This is a genomic window from Pseudomonas sp. LB3P81, assembly GCF_054897965.1.
Map to the genome: position 1 here is coordinate 1,270,985 of NZ_JBUBVG010000001.1, position 18,273 is coordinate 1,289,257.

Genomic DNA, 18,273 nt, shown 5'->3' on the forward strand with positions numbered 1-18,273 from the left:
GCGAAAGCTGTGTGTCCATCAACATTTATATCGGCTGACGCGACGCCTTCGCGGGCAAGCCCGCTCCCACAGGGATCACCGTTGTTCAAAAATCTGTGTTCATCTCCGACCACTGTGGGAGCGGGCTTGCCCTGCAACATAGAATCTCCCACAGGTTCGGTTCAGAAGTCGACCGTCGCCGAAAGCAGGTAGGTTCGTGGCGTCGACAGCGTCAATCCAGGCTCGCTGTCATCCGAGGCCCCGGCCGAACTCCAGTAGCGCTTGTCTGCCACGTTCTCGATATTGGCCCGCAGGGTGATGTTCTTCTCCTCGACCTTGAACGCATAGCGTGCGCCCACGTCGAAACGCTCCCACGAGTCGATTTCCTTGTTGTTGGACTGGTCCAGAAACTGCGAGCTGGAGTAGATGCCACGGCTGGTCAGGGTCAAACCCTGCACGGTCGGCACGTCCCACTCGGCGCCCAGGTTGACGTTGTATTTCGGCGTGGCCGGTGCACGATTGCCGTCGAAGGTGCCGTTGGTGGTATGGGTCAACTCGCTGTCGATGTACATGACGCCGCCGAGCAAGCGAAAACCTTTGAGCGGCTCACCGAACACACTCAGTTCCACCCCGTCGTTCTGGCGCTTGCCGTTCGGGCCGAAGACGCGCGTCGTGGCGTTGGTCTCGTAGGCCGGCTGCTTGATCCGGAACACAGCGGCGGTCACGGCAAATGCACCTGCGTCATACTTGGCGCCGACCTCGACCTGGCGACTGATGAACGGCGGGAAAATCTCGTCTTCGTTGATCGAGGTCGACGGCGCGATCTTGCCCTGGCTCAGGCCTTCCATGTAGTTGGCATACAGCGACAACTTGTCGGTCGCCTTGAACAGGATGCCGCCCGACGGCGAGACCTTTTCCTCATCGTAGGCGGTGTCGCCTTTGACATCATCGGTCCAGTCGTCGACCTTCACGCGCTGCCAGCGAGCGCCGAGGGTCAGCAGCAGCCGGTCATCGAAGAAACCCAGGGTGTCGGACAACGCCACGCCGCTGAAGCGGTTCTCGGTGTAGACCTTCGAATCGAGTCGAGTGGGCCTGACTGGCGTCCGTGTTTCCACGGGGTTGTAGAGGTTGCTGTTGGCCGCAGCATAACGGGCGCCGCCATTTTCGAAGTCCATGTAGAAATAGCTGGCGGCCAGGTTGACCTCATGGCTCACCGGGCCGGTGTGGAACCAGTTGCGCACCCCGGCAGTAGCCGTCCGGACATTTTCGTCGCGGGTGAAGTCACGGGGTTGAACGCTGAAGTCGCCCTTGTTGTTGGTGACCGCAACGGCATGACGGAGGAAGTCATGATTGCTTTCGCGCGCCCCTACACCACCGTACAACATGACGTTATCGCTGACATCGAATTCGCCGTTCACCGTGCCGAACGTGTCGTTGGTACTCGCCTTGCTCCAGGGCTGCGCATAGTTGTGACGTACATCGCTGGCATGCGGAACCTGCGCGTTGGCGCCGACCTGCACGCGCTCCTGAGGGGCGTCGGTATCACGCTCGGTGCGCCCGAGGTCGGTCGAGAGTCGCAGGCGTTCACCGCGAAAATCCAGGCCCAGTACGGCCATCTCGCGATCGACATTCTGACGATCCCATTCGGTGTCGCCGGACTGCTTCACGCCGTTGAAACGGATACCGAACTTGTTGTCTTCACCGAAGCGCCTGCCGACATCCACGGCACCGCCGGTCTGGCTGTCGGACGCGTAGTTGCCGGTAAACGAAGTGATCGGCTTGTCAGTCGCACGCTTGGGCACCACGTTGATCCCGCCACCCACGGCGCCCCGTGGCGAGATGCCGTTGATGAGCTGGCTCGGGCCTTTGATGATATCGACGCGGTCGGCCATCTCCATGTCGATCGTGTAGGTCGGCAGGACGCCGTAGAGACCGTTGTAGGCGACATCACTGTTGAACAGGCTGAACCCGCGAATGGTGAATTGCTCATAACGTCCACCGACCGGGTTGGTGGCGCGAACCGAGGGATCGCTGGCGATCAGGTCGCCGAGGGTACGCGCCTGCAGGTTCTTGACCGCTTGGCTGGTGTAAGTGGTCATGCTGAACGGCGTTTCCATGAAGTCTTTCGAGCCCAGCAAGCCCTGCGAACCGCGGCGCGCGACTTGGCCGCCGGCATACACTTCGCCATCCGCCCCGCCTGTAGCACCAAGAATCGAGGTGGGAGCCAGTTGCAGGCTGCTGCCTTCTGGCGCCGGGGTCAGGATGTAAGCCTGTTCGCCCACCGGTTGCAGTTTCAGGCCGGAACCCTGCAACAACCGGGCAAAGCCCTCCTCCACGGCGTATTCGCCGGACAGACCGGCGCTGTTGCGACCGCTCACCAGTGCCGGGTCTACCGAGAGATTGACGCCAGCCAACCCGGCGAAACGGGTCAACGCATCGCTCAGGCTGCCGGCAGGCACCTGATAATTGCGCCGGGCACTGTTGTCGGCCCAACTGGCGGTTATGAACAATGGACTGGCACTCAGGCTCAACAACAGGCTCAGGTGCAACAACGGACGCAGGCGGAAAGAAGCCGGGCGTGGATTGCAAGTTGCGGACATTGAAATGGCTCTCTTGATTCGTTCACATGCCTTGAATGACAAGCGAGCCGAAAAAAGGGGACAGGCTTCACACACTATTTTTACGCGGCCGCAACGTGACCCAGTAACGGGTTCGGAAATGCACCTCCAGCGGCAGACTGGCCGCGAGCAGCGCGAGGACGCGATCAGTGTCGTCCAGCAGGAAACTGCCGGTGACGCGCAGTGTTTCCAGCTCCGGCTCCCAACGCAGAACGCCCGGTCGGTAAGTGCCGAGTTCGCGCAGGAAATCTCCCAGCGGCTGGTTCTTCGCCATCAGCACACCTTCGCGCCAACCTGGAGCAAGCGCATCGAATGGCGTGATCGCTCCGGCACCCGCGATTTGAAGATTGACCTGCTGACCAGCGCTTAAGGCCAAGGCCGGACCTTGCAAGGGCTGCAACTGCACAGAACCATTGAACACCGACACCCGGCAGCCGTGCGCATCCTGACGAACACAGATTTCGCTCTGGCTGACGATTACGTTTCCGAACCTGGTCTGGATCATCATCGGCGCCGCACCCGGCACCTTCAGCGACAGTTCGCCCTCGATCAATTTCACGCGACGGCTCTGCAAATCCACATCGACGGCGCTGGCGGTGTTGAGTTGCAAGGAACTGCCATCGGCGAGCTGTACTTTTTTGTGCTCGCCGGTGGCGGTGTGCAGGTCGGCACGCCAGACATCCAGAGGCAATTGTCGGCTGATCAGCCAGGCCGTCGGCACCAACGCCACGGCGCCCAATGCACGCTTGAGCACCACGCGACGACCCGGATCGGGACGATCCAGGCTACTCAACGCCAGCCCTGAAGGCAGATCGGCGAAACGCTGACGCAAGGCTTGCGCCTTCTGCCAGGCCTGCTCGTGACTGGCACACGTATCACGCCAACGCTGTAAATTCGCTCGATCCTGCTCATTGGCGCCGCCAGATTCCAGCAACGCAAGCCACTGCGCCGCAGCACGCACAGCCTGACGGGCATCGGACGTTTGACTGCTCACAGTTCCACCAACAGGCAATGCTCGTAAGCTTGCGCCATGTAGCGTTTGATCGTGCGCTCGGACACCTGCAGACGCTCGGCAATTTGCTGGTAATTCAAGCCTTCGAGTTGACTCCAGAGAAAGGCCCGGCGCACCGCCCTCGGCAGTCCATCGAGCAGTTCGTCCAGCGCTTGCAGGGTTTCCAGCAGCAGCCAGCGCTGCTCGGGCGATGGCGCGCACTCTTCGGGCATCGACGCCAACGCGGCCAGATAGGCCTGCTCCAGACTGCGACGCTGGTAGAAATTGCTCAGCAGGCGTTTGCCCACGGTCAGCAGATAGGCACGGGGTTCTTGCAGGTCGGCGATCCGCTGGGAACTGGCGAGCAAACGCAGGAACGTGTCCTGGCTCAGGTCCGCCGCATCACAGCCGTTGCCCATGCGTCTTCTCAACCAGCTTTCAAGCCAGCCACGGTGATCGCGGTACAGGTCGTGAAGGGTTTGCTCCTTCGGCATCACTGCATCACTCATCTCAAGAAGCCCTGTGCCAAGGAGTTACCGTAAATGAGAGTGATTCTAATTAATGTCGGTGTCGCGAAGGAAGCCCTTTATGCACGGACCGAGCAGAAAGGTGTGAATTGTGAGACGGCACACTCCCCCCTAATGAAATGGCTACCCCCACCGCCCCCTGTGATCGCCCACTAACCTTCACAGGGGGCTCATCGGAGATCATTGCCATGAACAACGTAGCTATCGCCGCCATCGACCTGGGAAAACATACCTTTCACCTGCATGCGCAAGATGATCGCGGCCATGAGCTTTACCGTAAAAAATTTACGCGGGTGGCGCTCACGCAGCACCTCGCAAATCTCGCGCCCTGCACCGTCGTGATGGAAGCCTGTGGCGGCGCCCACTTCATGGCGCAAGAGGTCGCCAGGCTCGGGCATACACCCAAGCTCATTGCCCCTCATCTGGTGCGTCCTTACGTAAAAAGCAACAAAAACGACTTCGCTGATGCCGAAGCGATCTGCGAGGCGGCGACCCGGCCCACGATGCGTTTTGTACCACCCAAAACCCAAGCCCAGCAGGCGCTGGCCATGGCCAATTCGCTACGTGAGTCGTTCATTAAAGACCGCACGGCGACCGTCAATCGGATTCACGCCGCCCTGCTGGAGGTGGGCGTCAGTCTCGCCGCCGGCTTCAAAGCCATCAAAGAGCTTCCAGCGTTGCTTGAGGTGAGTTCATTTTCTGAACGCATCAAGAAAAATCTGATGCTGCTGCATGGGCACTTCAATTACCTGGATGGGCAGGTCAAAGCGCTGGATAAAGACGTGGAATGCCAGGCCGCTGAAGATGATCTGGCGGCGCGTTTGATGACCATGCCGTGTGTCGGCCCGATCACCTCCAGCGCCCTGGCTGCCGAGCTCGGTGATGGCAAGCAGTTCAAATGCGGGCGCGGCTATGCGGCCTCCATCGGATTGGTGCCCAAACAACATTCCACGGGCGACAAAACCGTGCTGCTGGGTATCAGCAAACGTGGCGATCGAAACCAGCGACGCCTGCTCATCCAGTGCGCCCGCGTGTACTTGATACAGCTGGATCGACAAAAAGGCGCTTTGGCGGACTGGGTCCGCCAGCTCTTGGCGTCCCGCCATCACTCCAACCTTGTGGTCTGTGCGTTGGCCAACAAGCTGGCCCGAATCGCTTGGGCGATTGCAGCCCACCACACTGAATTCGATGCGGGGCCAGCCGCGATGAACGCCTGACCCCGCTGTCACCCGAGCACCACCCACCTGGTTTTGCGATGCTGGATAACTGATGACGTGAACGGCCAACCGGCCTGACGACAACCCTGGGCTCCTACACGGCTGAAAGGCCGTTCCACTAATTAGGGTCGTTGGGCATCGATTCTCATCGAGGCGCGGGGACACCCCCCCACTCAGACGCCGGATAGATGAAAGCAAGCCAAACACGTATCAAAAACAGTATTGCAGAAAAGGGGGTAACCATAGATGTAGGAGCGAGCTTGCTCGCGAAGAACCTCAACGATGACGTAGCGCTTCTGTAAGCCCGCGTCGTCTGATCGTTCTTCGCGAGCAAGCTCGCTCCTACAGGGGCTGTGCTTCAGATTCAGAGAAGTAAAATTTCAGACACAAAAAACCCCGGTCTTTCGACCAGGGTCTTTGCTATCGACTCGAAGATAAACCAGTGGTTTCCTTCGTAGCTCCAAGGCGTTCAGTGGGCCTTGAGGCAGATATGGCGCAGCGGACGGGACTCGAACCCGCGACCCCCGGCGTGACAGGCCGGTATTCTAACCGACTGAACTACCGCTGCGTATCGCTTTGGACTTGCGTCCTAACTCGTCTGATTGAAAGCTCCGAGACTTTTCAATCTCTCTTTCAATCTCGAATCAGGGCGAACCTGACTCGGAAAATATGGCGCAGCGGACGGGACTCGAACCCGCGACCCCCGGCGTGACAGGCCGGTATTCTAACCGACTGAACTACCGCTGCGCGTCGGTGGAGGCTTTTCAGCTTCCATCTTGCTTTCGCAAGACTCTCAAGAAGTGGTGGGTGATGACGGGATCGAACCGCCGACATTCTGCTTGTAAGGCAGACGCTCTCCCAGCTGAGCTAATCACCCTTTGCTTCTCCGAGGCCGCGAAATTTACGCACCTAACGAAGCTAAGTCAATAGCAGGATTGAAGTTTTTCTGAAAAAGACAAAATCGTGTCATTCCTGACGAAGTCGGCGAACGTCAGACCGCTTTCGGGAGCAAGCCCGCTCCCACATTAGTTGACCGGGTTCCAATGTGGGAGCGGGCTTGCTCGCGAAAGCGGCGGCACATTCAACATCAATGCTGAAGACAGCCCCGCTCTGTTATTCGCTGTAAATCATCTTCTTGGTCATGCCGCCATCGACCACGAACTCCTGGCCCGTGACGAAACCCGCATTCTTCGACAAGAGCCACGCAACCATCGCCGCCACGTCCTCGACCGTCCCTACCCTGCCCGCCGGATGCTGCGCATGGTCGGCTTCGGTCAGCGGTTCGGCACGGCGTACCGAGGGATCCCGCGCATCGATCCAGCCAGGACTGACGGCATTGACGCGAATTTCCGGCCCCAGGCTGATTGCCAACGCGTGAGTCAGGGCCAACAGCCCGCCCTTGCTCGCCGCATAAGCCTCCGTGTCGGGTTCCGACTGTCCAGCGCGGGTCGAGGCCAGGTTGACGATCGCACCGCTGTGAGCACGCAGGTACGGCGAACAGTGCTTGGCCAACAGCATCGGCCCACTGAGATTCACTGCCAGCACCCGATTCCAGTAAGCCAGATCAAGGCTTTCCAGGGGGATGTTGTGCGGGTCGGCCACTGCCGCGTTGCACACCAGCGCATCCAGACGCCCGAACTGCCCCAGCACCTCGGCAACGCCCAACGCCACCTGCCCTTCGTTCGAAACGTCCATGGCGATGAACCAGGCGTTGTCGCCCAGCACCTTCGCCACTTTCGAACCGCGTACCCGATCCAGATCCGTCAGCACCACCTGCCAGCCTTCGCTGATCAGCCAGGCCGCGATCCCCAGGCCAATGCCCCGCGCAGCACCGGTCACTAGTGCAACACGGCCATAGGAACCGGTAGTCGGCGCGGACAACTCGATCACAAGGCAGCCAACCCGCGCGCCAGATCCGCCTGCAGGTCGGCCACGTCTTCCAGACCGACCGCAATACGGATCAGGCTGTCACGAATGCCCGCCGCTTCACGCTCCTGCGGTGCCAGACGGCCGTGAGAGGTCGTGCTCGGGTGGGTGATGGTGGTCTTGCTGTCGCCGAGGTTGGCGGTGATCGAAATCAACCGGGTCGCATCGATAAAGCGCCAAGCGCCTTCTTTGCCACCCTTGACCTCGAAACTCACCACCGCACCGAAACCTTTCTGCTGACGCTGAGCCAGTTCATGTTGCGGGTGGCTTTTCAGGCCGGCGTAATGGACTTTCTCGATACCGTCCTGCTGCTCCAGCCACTCGGCCAGTTGCTGCGCGTTGGCGCAATGCGCCTTCATACGCAGGCTCAGCGTTTCCAGGCCCTTGAGGAAAATCCAGGCATTGAACGGGCTCAAGGTTGGCCCGGCGGTGCGCAGGAACCCAACGACTTCTTTCATCTGCTCGCTACGACCGGCCACAACGCCGCCCATGCAACGGCCCTGGCCGTCGATGAACTTGGTCGCCGAGTGCACGACGATGTCAGCGCCCATCTTCAGCGGCTGCTGCAACGCAGGTGTGCAGAAGCAGTTGTCCACCACCAGCATCGCGCCTTTGGCGTGAGCGATTTTCGACAATTCGGCGATGTCCACCAACTCGGCCAGCGGATTGGACGGCGACTCGACGAACAGCAATTTGGTGTTGGCCTTGATCGCCGTATCCCAGCCGGACAGGTCCGCCAGAGGCACGTAATCGACTTCAATGCCGAAGCGCTTGAAGTACTTCTCGAACAGGCTGATGGTCGAACCGAATACGCTGCGCGACACCAGCACATGGTCGCCAGCGCTGCACAGGCTCATTACCACAGCCATGATTGCGGCCATGCCGGTGGCGGTGGCCACCGCTTGCTCAGCGCTTTCCAGCGCGGCAATGCGCTCCTCGAACGCGCGAACGGTGGGGTTGGTGTAACGCGAATAAACGTTGCCCGGCACTTCCCCGGCAAAGCGGGCGGCCGCATCGGCAGCGGTACGGAATACGTAGCTGGAAGTGAAGAACATCGGATCACCGTGCTCGCCTTCCGGCGTGCGGTGCTGACCGGCGCGTACGGCCAGGGTATCGAACGCTACGCCTTCGAGGTCGCTGTCCAGCCGACCGGCATCCCAATCCTGACTCATGCTGTCACTCCTTGCCCTGCTCTTGATATAGAGAGTTTTTAGTAGATACAAAACCGGCCCCTCAGGGCCGGTAGTTACTCAGTTGTTGTACAGATCAATGATCGCACTGACTGCCTGCGTCTTGACCTTGGAGGCATCGTTGCGCGCCTGCTCGATCTTGTTCAGGTAAGCCTCGTCGACGTCGCCGGTGACGTACTGGCCGTCGAACACCGCGCAATCGAACTTGTCGATCTTGATCTTGCCGCCACCCACCGCTTCGATCAAGTCAGGCAAGTCCTGATAGATCAGCCAGTCAGCGCCGATGAGGTCAGCGACGTCCTGAGTCGAACGGTTGTGAGCAATCAGCTCGTGAGCGCTCGGCATGTCGATGCCGTAGACGTTCGGGTAGCGAACCGCCGGTGCCGCGGAGCAGAAGTAGACGTTCTTGGCGCCGGCTTCGCGGGCCATCTGGATGATCTGCTTGCAGGTGGTGCCGCGAACGATCGAGTCGTCCACCAGCATCACGTTCTTGCCGCGGAATTCCAGTTCAATGGCGTTGAGCTTCTGGCGTACGGACTTCTTCCGTGCGGCCTGGCCCGGCATGATGAAGGTCCGGCCGATGTAGCGGTTCTTCACGAAGCCTTCGCGGAACTTGACGCCCAGGTGGTTCGCCAGTTCCAGCGCAGCGGTGCGGCTGGTGTCCGGAATAGGGATGACCACGTCGATGTCGTGATCCGGACGCTCGCGCAGGATCTTCTCGGCGAGCTTCTCGCCCATGCGCAGACGGGCCTTGTAGACCGACACGCCGTCGATGATCGAGTCCGGACGCGCCAGGTAGACGTGTTCGAAGATGCATGGGGTCAGGGACGGGTTGGTCGCGCACTGACGGGTGTGCAGCTTGCCGTCTTCAGTGATGTAGACCGCTTCGCCCGGGGCCAGGTCGCGAATCAAGGTGAAACCGAGCACGTCCAGGGACACGCTTTCGGAGGCGATCATGTACTCGACGCCTTCGTCGGTGTGACGCTGGCCGAAGACGATCGGACGGATGCCGTGCGGGTCGCGGAAACCGACGATGCCGTAACCGGTCACCATCGCCACGACCGCGTAACCACCCACGCAACGGTTGTGCACGTCAGTCACGGCGGCGAACACGTCTTCTTCAGTCGGCTGCAACTTGCCGCGCTGGGCCAGTTCGTGTGCGAACACGTTCAGCAGCACTTCCGAATCGGAGTTGGTGTTGACGTGGCGCAGGTCAGATTCGTAAATCTCCTTGGCCAGCTGTTCAACGTTGGTCAGGTTGCCGTTGTGCGCCAGGGTGATGCCGTAAGGCGAGTTGACGTAAAACGGTTGAGCTTCGGCCGAAGTCGAGCTGCCAGCGGTCGGATAACGCACATGGCCAATGCCCATGTGGCCGACCAGACGCTGCATGTGACGCTGATGGAACACGTCACGCACCAGGCCATTGTCCTTGCGCAGGAATAACCGGCCGTCATGGCTGGTCACGATACCGGCAGCGTCCTGGCCGCGGTGCTGGAGGACGGTTAGCGCGTCATACAGCGCCTGATTGACGTTCGACTTACCGACGATACCGACGATGCCACACATGCGACGCAACCCCTACTTAATGGATCTGAACTGAATACCACTCACTGAGGCGTTTTGGCCGTCGGCAAGAGGTGCTCCTTGAACGGTATTTCAGCGGGTACGCTGATACCGCTGGCAAGCCACTGACTGCTCCACCCGAGGATCAGGTTTTTGGACCAGTCTGCAACCAATAGAAATTTTGGCACGAGCTGCGACTGTTGCCACCACCCGTCCTGCTGTACCGGCCCCAGGCTCAACAGCCCGACCGCCACGACCACCAGCAACACGCCACGCGCGGCGCCGAAGGCCATGCCGAGGAATCGATCGGTCCCGGACAATCCGGTAACGCGAACCAATTCGCCGATAAGATAATTGATCATTGCGCCTACGATCAGCGTGGCGACAAACATTATTGCGCAGCCCGCGATCACGCGAGCCGATGGCGTTTCGATGTATCCGGCGAGGTACTCGGACAATGCACCACCGAACATCCAGGCGACGACTCCTGCGATGATCCAGGTCACCAGCGATAATGCTTCCTTGACGAAGCCGCGGCTCAGACTGATCAATGCGGAGATGGCGATGATTGCAACGATCGCCCAGTCAACCCAGGTAAATGGCACAGTGCAGCCTACAGACGGATAAGGCGGCGCATTTTAGCAGAGCCCATGCTTATCGGTAAGCTGCGATTGTCAGTGCATTTCAAATCGGAGCGATAGTTTTCAACCGCGCTCAGGCTGGAAGCGCACTACAAAACCCTTGAGGTTCTGCTGGCGGTTCAACAAGTCACGCAGACGATCGGCCTCTGCGCGCTCGATCAGTGGCCCGACGAACACCCGATTCTTGCCGTCAGCCGTGCGAATGTAGGCGTTGTAACCCTGGCTGCGCAGGGTTTTTTGCAGGTTTTCCGCACTTGCACGGTTCGACAGGCTGGCCAGTTGCACCGACCAACTGACCGACAGGCCATTGGCGTCGACGCGGCTTTGCGTGGTGTCCGGCTTGCCCGGTGCGGCGGTAATCGGCTGGCCAGGTGCCGTCGTCGGCTTGTTGACCGGAGCCGGGGCCGGAGGCGGCGTTACCGATTTTGCGGCAGGCGCATGAGCGGCGGGCGCAGTCGACGCGATCGGCATCGTTGGCTCTTCCTGCTGTGCGATGTCGTCATCACTCGGCACGGGCTCTTGTGGCAAGGCTTGAGGCTCGGGCACGACCACCGGCTCAACCTGAACCTGCGGCACCGAAGGCACCTGCGGCGCAGCCGGCGCGTCGACCGTGACCTGACGCTGTTCATCCTGCCGGGAAAACAGCATCGGCAGGAAAATCACTGCCAGCGCCACCAGCACCAGGGCGCCGACCATGCGCTGTTTGTAAGCCTTATCCAGCAATGCCATTTGCCGCTTCCTCCGTGGAGCGCCGGGCCAGCCATTCAAGGGCCTCGGCGACACAATAAAATGATCCGAACAACAGAATCTCGTCGCTGCTCGTCGCCAGCGCGCACTGCCCTTCCAGGGCGGCGGTCACGCTGTCATAGGACGTTACCGAAGCACCAAGGTTCTGCAACGCCCCGTGCAATTCAGCTACCGGTCGCGCCCGCGGCGAATCCAGCGGCGCAACGGCCCAGTGCTGGACACTAGCATTCAATTCGCCGACAACACCATCCAGATCCTTGTCCGCCAGCAATCCAAATACGGCCAGACGTTTGCCGACCGGTGGTCGGCTCGCCAGGCGACGGGCCAGATACTCGGCCGCATGGGGGTTATGCCCCACATCCAGCAACAGGTTCAGACGCTTGCCCTGCCAGTCGAACTGTCGGCGATCGAGACGCCCGACAACTCTCGTGGTTTTCAGGGCATCAATAATTTGCGCATCCACCCAAGGCAAACCAAGCAGCAGATAAGCCTGCAATGCCAGTGCGGCATTTTCCATCGGCAGGTCGAGCAACGGCAAATTGCGCAATTCGACCGCACGCCCTTGAGCGTCCAGACCGCGCCATTGCCAGTTGTGATCGGTCACACCGAGGTCAAAATCGCGCCCACGCAGGAAAAACGGGCAAGCAAGCTCGCGCGCCTTGTCCAGCAGAGGTTGAGGAGGATTCAGGTCACCACAGAGCGCAGGCGCGCCCTGGCGGAAGATGCCGGCTTTTTCGTACGCCACGGACTCACGGGTATCACCCAGATAGTCCGCATGATCAACGCCAATGCTGGTCACCAGCGCCATGTCGGCATCTACCACGTTGACCGTGTCCAGACGCCCGCCCAGACCGACTTCCAGCACCACAGCGTCAAGTCCGGACCGCTGAAACAACCAGAACGCCGCCAGGGTGCCCATCTCGAAATACGTCAGGGAAGTCTCGCCACGGCCAGCCTCTACCGCAGCAAAGGCTTCGCACAGCTCGGCGTCAGTCGCTTCGACGCCGTTGACCTGCACCCGCTCGTTGTAACGCAGCAGGTGCGGAGAATTGTAGACACCGACTTTCAGACCCTGCGCCCGCAGCAACGAAGCCACGAATGCGCAGGTAGAACCCTTGCCGTTGGTGCCGGTGACCGTGATCACCCGAGGCGCCGGCTTACCCAGCCCCATGCGGGACGCTACCTGTTGCGAGCGCTCCAGCCCCATGTCGATGGCCGAAGGGTGCAACTGCTCAAGGTAGGCGAGCCACTCGCCAAGGGTGCGTTGGGTCATATGTTTGCAGGCACCGGCGGAACCACGATCGGCTCGATCGGCGCGGCGACGAATTTCGGCGTCGGCTTGCCGGTCAGTTGCGCCAGCAGGTTGCCCAGGCGCGGACGCAGTTCCTGACGGTGAATGATCATGTCGATCGCGCCGTGCTCCAGCAGGAATTCACTGCGCTGGAAGCCTTCCGGCAGTTTTTCGCGAACGGTCTGCTCGATCACGCGTGGACCGGCGAAGCCGATCAGGGCTTTCGGCTCACCGACGATCACGTCGCCGAGCATCGCCAGGCTGGCGGAAACGCCGCCGTAGACCGGGTCCGTCAGCACGGAGATGAACGGAATGCCTTCTTCACGCAGACGCGCCAGCACCGCGGAGGTCTTGGCCATTTGCATCAGGGAAATCAGGGCTTCCTGCATCCGCGCACCACCGGAAGCGGCGAAGCAGATCATCGGGCATTTGTTTTCCAGGGCGTAGTTGGCGGCGCGCACGAAGCGCTCACCGACGATGGCGCCCATGGAACCGCCCATGAAGGAGAATTCGAAGGCCGAAACCACCACCGGCATGCCCAGCAGCGTGCCGCTCATGGAGATCAGTGCGTCTTTTTCGCCGGTCTGCTTTTGGGCAGCGGTCAGACGGTCCTTGTACTTCTTGCCGTCACGGAATTTCAGGCGGTCGACCGGCTCCAGGTCCGCGCCCAGCTCGTTACGGCCTTCGGCGTCGAGGAAAATGTCGATACGGGCGCGAGCGCCGATACGCATGTGGTGGTTGCACTTGGGGCAAACGTCCAGGGTCTTTTCCAACTCCGGACGATACAGCACTGCCTCGCAAGACGGGCATTTGTGCCACAGACCTTCAGGCACCGAGCTCTTCTTGACCTCGGAACGCATGATCGAAGGGATCAGTTTGTCTACTAACCAGTTGCTCATGCTTACTTTCTCCAGTACCGGCGGCCCGAACGCTCTGGTTCGCAGCCCCGCGTATGCCCTTGAGCTAAATTCATGTGTGTGGCGATGATCGGTGGGATGCCGGATCAGCTAAACGTGACCTGCGTACAACCCAAAAACCCTCAGCCATGCCTGTGGACGGCAGCAGTGTGCCAGCCGTCACATCGACGTACGTACCGCGTTAATGAATGCCTGAACCTTTGCGTGATCCTTGATGCCCTTGCTTGCCTCTACCCCACCGCTGACGTCCACGGCGTAAGGCCGGACCCGGGCAATCGCCTCGGCGACATTGTCCGGCGTCAAGCCGCCCGCGAGGATGATCGGTTTGCTCAAGCCTTGCGGTATCAGAGACCAGTCGAATGCTTCGCCGGTTCCGCCGGGCACGCCTTCAACATAGGCGTCGAGCAGGATACCGCTGGCGCTCGGAAATGCATCGCATGCCGCCGCGATATCGTCACCGGCTTTGACCCGCAACGCCTTGATGTACGGCCGGTGCCAGCCTTCACAGTCGGCTGCGGTTTCGTCACCGTGAAACTGCAACAAGTCCAGCGGAACGGCGTCGAGCAGTTCGCCCAACTCGCAGCGGCTGGCGTTGACGAACAAACCCACGGTGGTCACGAACGGCGGCAGCGCCTTGATGATGTCGCGCGCCTGCTGGAACGTCACGGCCCGTGGGCTCTTGGCGTAAAACACAAATCCGATGGCATCAGCCCCGGCCTCGACCGCCGCCAACGCATCTTCTATGCGGGTAATCCCGCAAATCTTGCTGCGAACGGCTGACATGTCGATAAAACCTCAGGGCAAATCCGGGAAAGTCCCGGATGGTAACAAATGCATTCGAGGGCGTCAGCCGTCAAGTTCGGCGAAACCGGTCAGGAAGTGTGGACCGATGTAACGCTCGGGCAATTCGAACTCGTCACGGTACTCGACCTGCACCAGATACAAGCCAAATGGATGCGCCGTCACCCCGCCGGAACGGCGAATCCGGCTCTCCAGCACTTCTTTCATCCACTCCACCGGACGCTCGCCGGCACCGATGGTCATCAGTACACCGGCAATGTTGCGCACCATGTGGTGCAGGAAGGCGCTGGCGCGGATGTCCAGCACGATCATCTTGCCGTGACGCGTGACGCGCAGGTGATGCAATTCTTTGATCGGCGACTTCGCCTGGCACTGGCCCGCGCGGAAAGCGCTGAAGTCGTGGATGCCGACCAGGTATTGCGCGGCCTCAGCCATGCGCTCGACGTCGAGGGGACGGTGATTCCAGGTGATTTCTTCGTTGAGGTGCGCCGGGCGAATCTGATCGTTGTAAATCACGTAGCGATAGCGCCGGGCGATGGCCTTGAACCGCGCATGGAAATGCGCCGGCATGACCTTGGCCCAACTGACGCTGACATCGTGGGGCAAGTTGATGTTGGCGCCCATGACCCAGGCTTTCATCGAACGCTCGACCTGCGTGTCGAAGTGCACCACCTGCCCGCACGCATGCACGCCCGCGTCCGTGCGCCCGGCGCAGAGCAGCGACACCGGTGAGTCGGCGACTTTGGACAAGGCCTTTTCCAGGGTTTCCTGCACCGTGAGCACACCGGACGCCTGACGCTGCCAGCCGCGAAAGCGCGAGCCTTTGTATTCAACGCCCAAGGCGATGCGGAAAAAGCCGTCAGCCGCCATTTCGGCGGCCGGGTTATCTATATTTGCCAAGGAGTGACAGCCTGCTGATGTACGCAAAGGTCGGCATTATAAGGCTGCCGAGCGGGGATGCCAGTGTAACAGCCGACACTGCGTTGAATGTGCTGGCCTCTTCGCGAGCAAGCCCGCTCCCACAAGGGATTGATGCCAGGTACAAATAATGCGGACAACCCGATTAAATGTGGGAGCGGCGGTGCGACGATTCGACTTGCCCGCGAAGGCGTCCGATCAGGCGCATCGTATCCGGCAGAATAAAAAACGGCAGCCTCAATGGGCTGCCGTTTTGTTTACGTCTTACCGACCAATCAAGCCAGACGCGCAAGCATCTCCTTGGCTTCGCTCTTCTGACCAGCATCACCCTCGGTCACGACCTCGTTGAGGATGTCACGCGCGCCGTCGGCGTCACCCATGTCGATGTAGGCCTGGGCCAGGTCGAGTTTGGTGGCGACTTCGTCGGTGCCGGAGAGGAAATCGAATTCCGGCTCGTCAGCGGCGGAGAGCAATGCGTCTTCTGCCGTGAAAGTCGGCTCGCCAATGCTCTGGGACAGACGATCCAGCTCGGCGTTGACATCATCCAGCTCTGCCGCGAACGCATCCGGTTCATCCATTTCATCGGACAACGACAGATCGAAATCAGCCGGAAGCTCCAGATCATCCAGAGCCACCTCAGGCACGGCCGGCACGTCAGCAGCAGGCAGGTCCTTGATGTCGTCATCCAGGCTCAACAGGAAATCATCTTCGGCCAGCACCGCCGGCGAAGGCTCGGCACCGAGATCCATGTCCAGGTCGAAGTCCGACAGGTCGTCGAGGTTTTCCTTGATTTCGGTCTGCTGCTGCAGCAACGACTCAAAGCTCAGGTCGTCGTCCAGCGGGAATTCATCCAGCTCGGCCAAAGCCTCTGGCGAAGGCGCCGGCTCAGGCGCAACCACCGCAGGAGAGGCGTCTTCCAGATCATCCAGACTCAGATCAAACGCGCTGTCGAAGTCGTCATCGGCCAGTGCCGGTGCCGGTACTTCGGGCTCGTCCATCAACAGGTCCTTGACGTATTGGGCGTCCAGTTCGGCAACGACGGCCGCAGCAGCCAGGCCACCAGCCACGACGACAGCCATGGCCGGGAAGCGGCTTTTCAGCTCTTCGACACGAGCGAAGTTTTCACCGTTGGCCACGAGCTGACGTTCCTGAGCCACGAACGCATCGCGGTCGCCCTGCTGTCCGTAGACTTCCATGAGCTTCAGACGCAGGTCACTGCGCTGGGGCTCTTGTTTGATGCCGTCTTCCAGCAACGCAGCAGCCTGATTCAGGCGACCGGCGGCCATGTGCGACTGCGCCTTGGTCAGCACGTCGTCATCGCGATCAGCGGCGGGCGCAACCAGTGGCGCGGCGATCGGCGGCGTTACCACCACGGGTGCAATTACCGGAGCCGGTGCTGGAGTCGGCGCTGGAGCAGGGGCCGGCGCGACTGCAAGCTTCACGCTTGGCGGCGGCACCTCCAGACCTTCGAAGCTGCTTTCAGGCAAGTCCTCATCAACCGAGAATTCCTGCTCCTCGGACAAGGCACGGGCCATGCGCAGGTGTTTCTCGGCTTCCTGCTGGGCTTTGCGGCGACGGGCCAGCAACAGCAGCAACAGCAGCAGAACCACCGCCCCGCCACCAACCATACCCAGCAGCCACGGATTGGTCAGCAGCTCGTTGAACTTCTGGTCGTCGGATGTTGCAGGCGTTGGTTCAGCTGGAGCTGGCGTTGCTTCAGGGGCCGCCGAAGGGGCTGGCGTTGCCGGCGCGGCTTCGACAGGCGCGGGGCTCGGCGTCAATTCGGCCGAGATGACCGGAGCCGTCGTCGCAGCAGCCGGCGCACCCGCAGCACCTTCAACCTGCATCTTGGCCAGTTGATTGTTCTTCAGTTCGATCAGGCGCTGCAGCTTGTCCATCTGGCTTTGCAGATCGGTCATGCGGCTTTTCAGTTCAGCGTTGTCACGACGGGTCGTGTCGAGGCTTTCCTGGGTCACGGCCAGCTTGTTGCTCAACGCCTTGGCGTCGCCTGCGGCACCTTTGCCACCGGCCTTGCCGGACTCGGCAGACACCAGGCTCAGATTATCCTTGGCGGGCTGTGCGGGAGCGCCTTCGCCGCGGCCGCGCTTGGTGGCATCGAGTTGCTGCTGCCCGGCGGCGGGCTTGGCCACATAGCGACGACCCTGGCGCCACGCGGTGTTCTGCGCAGCGACTTCAGCAACGGCCTTGGGTTGCGGCACGCTGGCGCTCTGCGTCTGATCCGGCAGGCGCAGGACCTGACCGGTTTTCAGCAGGTTGATGTTGCCGTTGATGAACGCATCCGGGTTCAGCGCCTGGATGGCCAGCATGGTTTGCTGAACCGAACCGCCATTACGCGCCTTCGCGGCGATTTCCCACAGGGTATCGCGTGGCGTGGTGGTGTATTGGGTCGGCTTGGTGGCGCCGGTCACGGGTGCTGTGATCGTTTGGGTCGGTGCCGGTTGCGCCGCCGCTTCAGCGGTTTGCGGCGAGAATTTGGACGGATCGAGCAGCACGCTGTAATCGCGCAGCAGGCGACCGTTGGGCCACACCACCTGAACCAGGAATTTCACCATCGGTTCGGACAGCGGCTTGCTGGAGGTCACACGCAGGACGCTTTTGCCACTGGCGTTGAGCACCGGGGTGAAGCTCAGGTCGTTGAGAAACGCCTGGCGGTCGACACCGGCCTTGGCGAAGTCTTCCGGCGAAGCCAGGCTCGGCACCACCTCAGCAGCGGTGAGTTCCTTGACATCAAGCAGCTCGATTTCCGCCACCAGCGGCTGGTTCAGCGACGACTTCAGGGTCAATTCCCCGAGCCCGAGCGCATGCGCCATACCGGAGGACAGCGCCGAGGCGGCCGCTATTGCTAACACCAGTTTGCGAACTTGAACCATAGCCTCATCCTTTGTTTGAACATTCCTCGGCCAGCGAGAAGGTGTTGATAGTCGCT

14 protein-coding genes and 3 tRNA genes are annotated in these 18,273 nt (G+C 60.8%); 1 reads left to right on the forward strand and 16 read right to left on the reverse strand.

Features of this window, described 5'->3' with window-relative positions; all coding sequences use genetic code 11:
- Positions 1 to 161: 161 nt before the first annotated feature.
- From ACYZTL_RS05845 to ACYZTL_RS05855, 3 genes are all read right to left on the reverse strand, one after another.
- Positions 162 to 2,579, reverse strand: coding sequence for a TonB-dependent siderophore receptor (locus ACYZTL_RS05845; protein WP_461950979.1), 2,418 nt, complete (start codon positions 2,577 to 2,579; stop codon positions 162 to 164).
- Positions 2,580 to 2,646: 67 nt separating this feature from the next.
- Positions 2,647 to 3,591, reverse strand: a complete 945-nt coding sequence (locus ACYZTL_RS05850) for a FecR domain-containing protein (protein ID WP_461950980.1) — start codon at positions 3,589 to 3,591, stop codon at positions 2,647 to 2,649.
- Positions 3,588 to 4,097: a sigma-70 family RNA polymerase sigma factor gene (locus ACYZTL_RS05855; RefSeq protein ID WP_461950981.1), complete on the reverse strand. Its 510-nt coding sequence runs from the start codon at positions 4,095 to 4,097 to the stop codon at positions 3,588 to 3,590. Before ACYZTL_RS05855 ends, ACYZTL_RS05850 begins: the two co-directional genes overlap by 4 nt.
- A gap of 206 nt (positions 4,098 to 4,303) precedes the next feature.
- Here ACYZTL_RS05855 and ACYZTL_RS05860 point away from each other — a divergent pair, with 206 nt between their 5' ends.
- Positions 4,304 to 5,332: an IS110 family RNA-guided transposase gene (locus ACYZTL_RS05860; protein ID WP_461950982.1), complete on the forward strand. Its 1,029-nt coding sequence runs from the start codon at positions 4,304 to 4,306 to the stop codon at positions 5,330 to 5,332.
- Between the two features lie 491 nt (positions 5,333 to 5,823).
- Here the strand turns inward: ACYZTL_RS05860 and ACYZTL_RS05865 are convergent.
- The 13 genes from ACYZTL_RS05865 to ACYZTL_RS05925 form a co-directional block, all read right to left on the reverse strand.
- Positions 5,824 to 5,900, reverse strand: a tRNA-Asp gene (locus ACYZTL_RS05865).
- 102 nt (positions 5,901 to 6,002) lie between these two features.
- Positions 6,003 to 6,079: transfer RNA gene (locus ACYZTL_RS05870), tRNA-Asp, on the reverse strand.
- Between the two features lie 54 nt (positions 6,080 to 6,133).
- Positions 6,134 to 6,209, reverse strand: a tRNA-Val gene (locus ACYZTL_RS05875).
- Positions 6,210 to 6,445: 236 nt separating this feature from the next.
- On the reverse strand, positions 6,446 to 7,222 hold the full coding sequence (locus tag ACYZTL_RS05880) for an SDR family oxidoreductase (protein ID WP_461950983.1): 777 nt from the start codon (positions 7,220 to 7,222) through the stop codon (positions 6,446 to 6,448).
- A complete protein-coding gene (locus ACYZTL_RS05885) occupies positions 7,219 to 8,430 on the reverse strand; it encodes an O-succinylhomoserine sulfhydrylase (protein ID WP_461950984.1) in 1,212 nt (403 codons plus the stop codon). Before ACYZTL_RS05885 ends, ACYZTL_RS05880 begins: the two co-directional genes overlap by 4 nt.
- Positions 8,431 to 8,508: 78 nt before the next feature.
- On the reverse strand, positions 8,509 to 10,014 hold the full coding sequence (purF, locus tag ACYZTL_RS05890; RefSeq protein WP_007935163.1) for an amidophosphoribosyltransferase: 1,506 nt from the start codon (positions 10,012 to 10,014) through the stop codon (positions 8,509 to 8,511).
- Positions 10,015 to 10,055: 41 nt separating this feature from the next.
- On the reverse strand, positions 10,056 to 10,616 hold the full coding sequence (locus ACYZTL_RS05895) for a CvpA family protein (protein WP_017337640.1): 561 nt from the start codon (positions 10,614 to 10,616) through the stop codon (positions 10,056 to 10,058).
- Positions 10,617 to 10,715: 99 nt separating this feature from the next.
- A complete protein-coding gene (locus ACYZTL_RS05900) occupies positions 10,716 to 11,381 on the reverse strand; it encodes an SPOR domain-containing protein (RefSeq protein WP_461950985.1) in 666 nt (221 codons plus the stop codon).
- Positions 11,365 to 12,672, reverse strand: a complete 1,308-nt coding sequence (gene folC / locus ACYZTL_RS05905) for a bifunctional tetrahydrofolate synthase/dihydrofolate synthase (protein WP_461950986.1) — start codon at positions 12,670 to 12,672, stop codon at positions 11,365 to 11,367. Before folC ends, ACYZTL_RS05900 begins: the two co-directional genes overlap by 17 nt.
- On the reverse strand, positions 12,669 to 13,589 hold the full coding sequence (accD, locus tag ACYZTL_RS05910; RefSeq protein WP_214382092.1) for an acetyl-CoA carboxylase, carboxyltransferase subunit beta: 921 nt from the start codon (positions 13,587 to 13,589) through the stop codon (positions 12,669 to 12,671). Before accD ends, folC begins: the two co-directional genes overlap by 4 nt.
- Positions 13,590 to 13,766: 177 nt before the next feature.
- Positions 13,767 to 14,390, reverse strand: a complete 624-nt coding sequence (locus tag ACYZTL_RS05915; RefSeq protein ID WP_461950987.1) for a phosphoribosylanthranilate isomerase — start codon at positions 14,388 to 14,390, stop codon at positions 13,767 to 13,769.
- A gap of 63 nt (positions 14,391 to 14,453) precedes the next feature.
- On the reverse strand, positions 14,454 to 15,278 hold the full coding sequence (truA, locus tag ACYZTL_RS05920) for a tRNA pseudouridine(38-40) synthase TruA (RefSeq protein ID WP_461954272.1): 825 nt from the start codon (positions 15,276 to 15,278) through the stop codon (positions 14,454 to 14,456).
- 323 nt (positions 15,279 to 15,601) lie between these two features.
- Positions 15,602 to 18,217, reverse strand: a complete 2,616-nt coding sequence (locus ACYZTL_RS05925; RefSeq protein WP_461950988.1) for a FimV/HubP family polar landmark protein — start codon at positions 18,215 to 18,217, stop codon at positions 15,602 to 15,604.
- Positions 18,218 to 18,273: the final 56 nt, after the last annotated feature.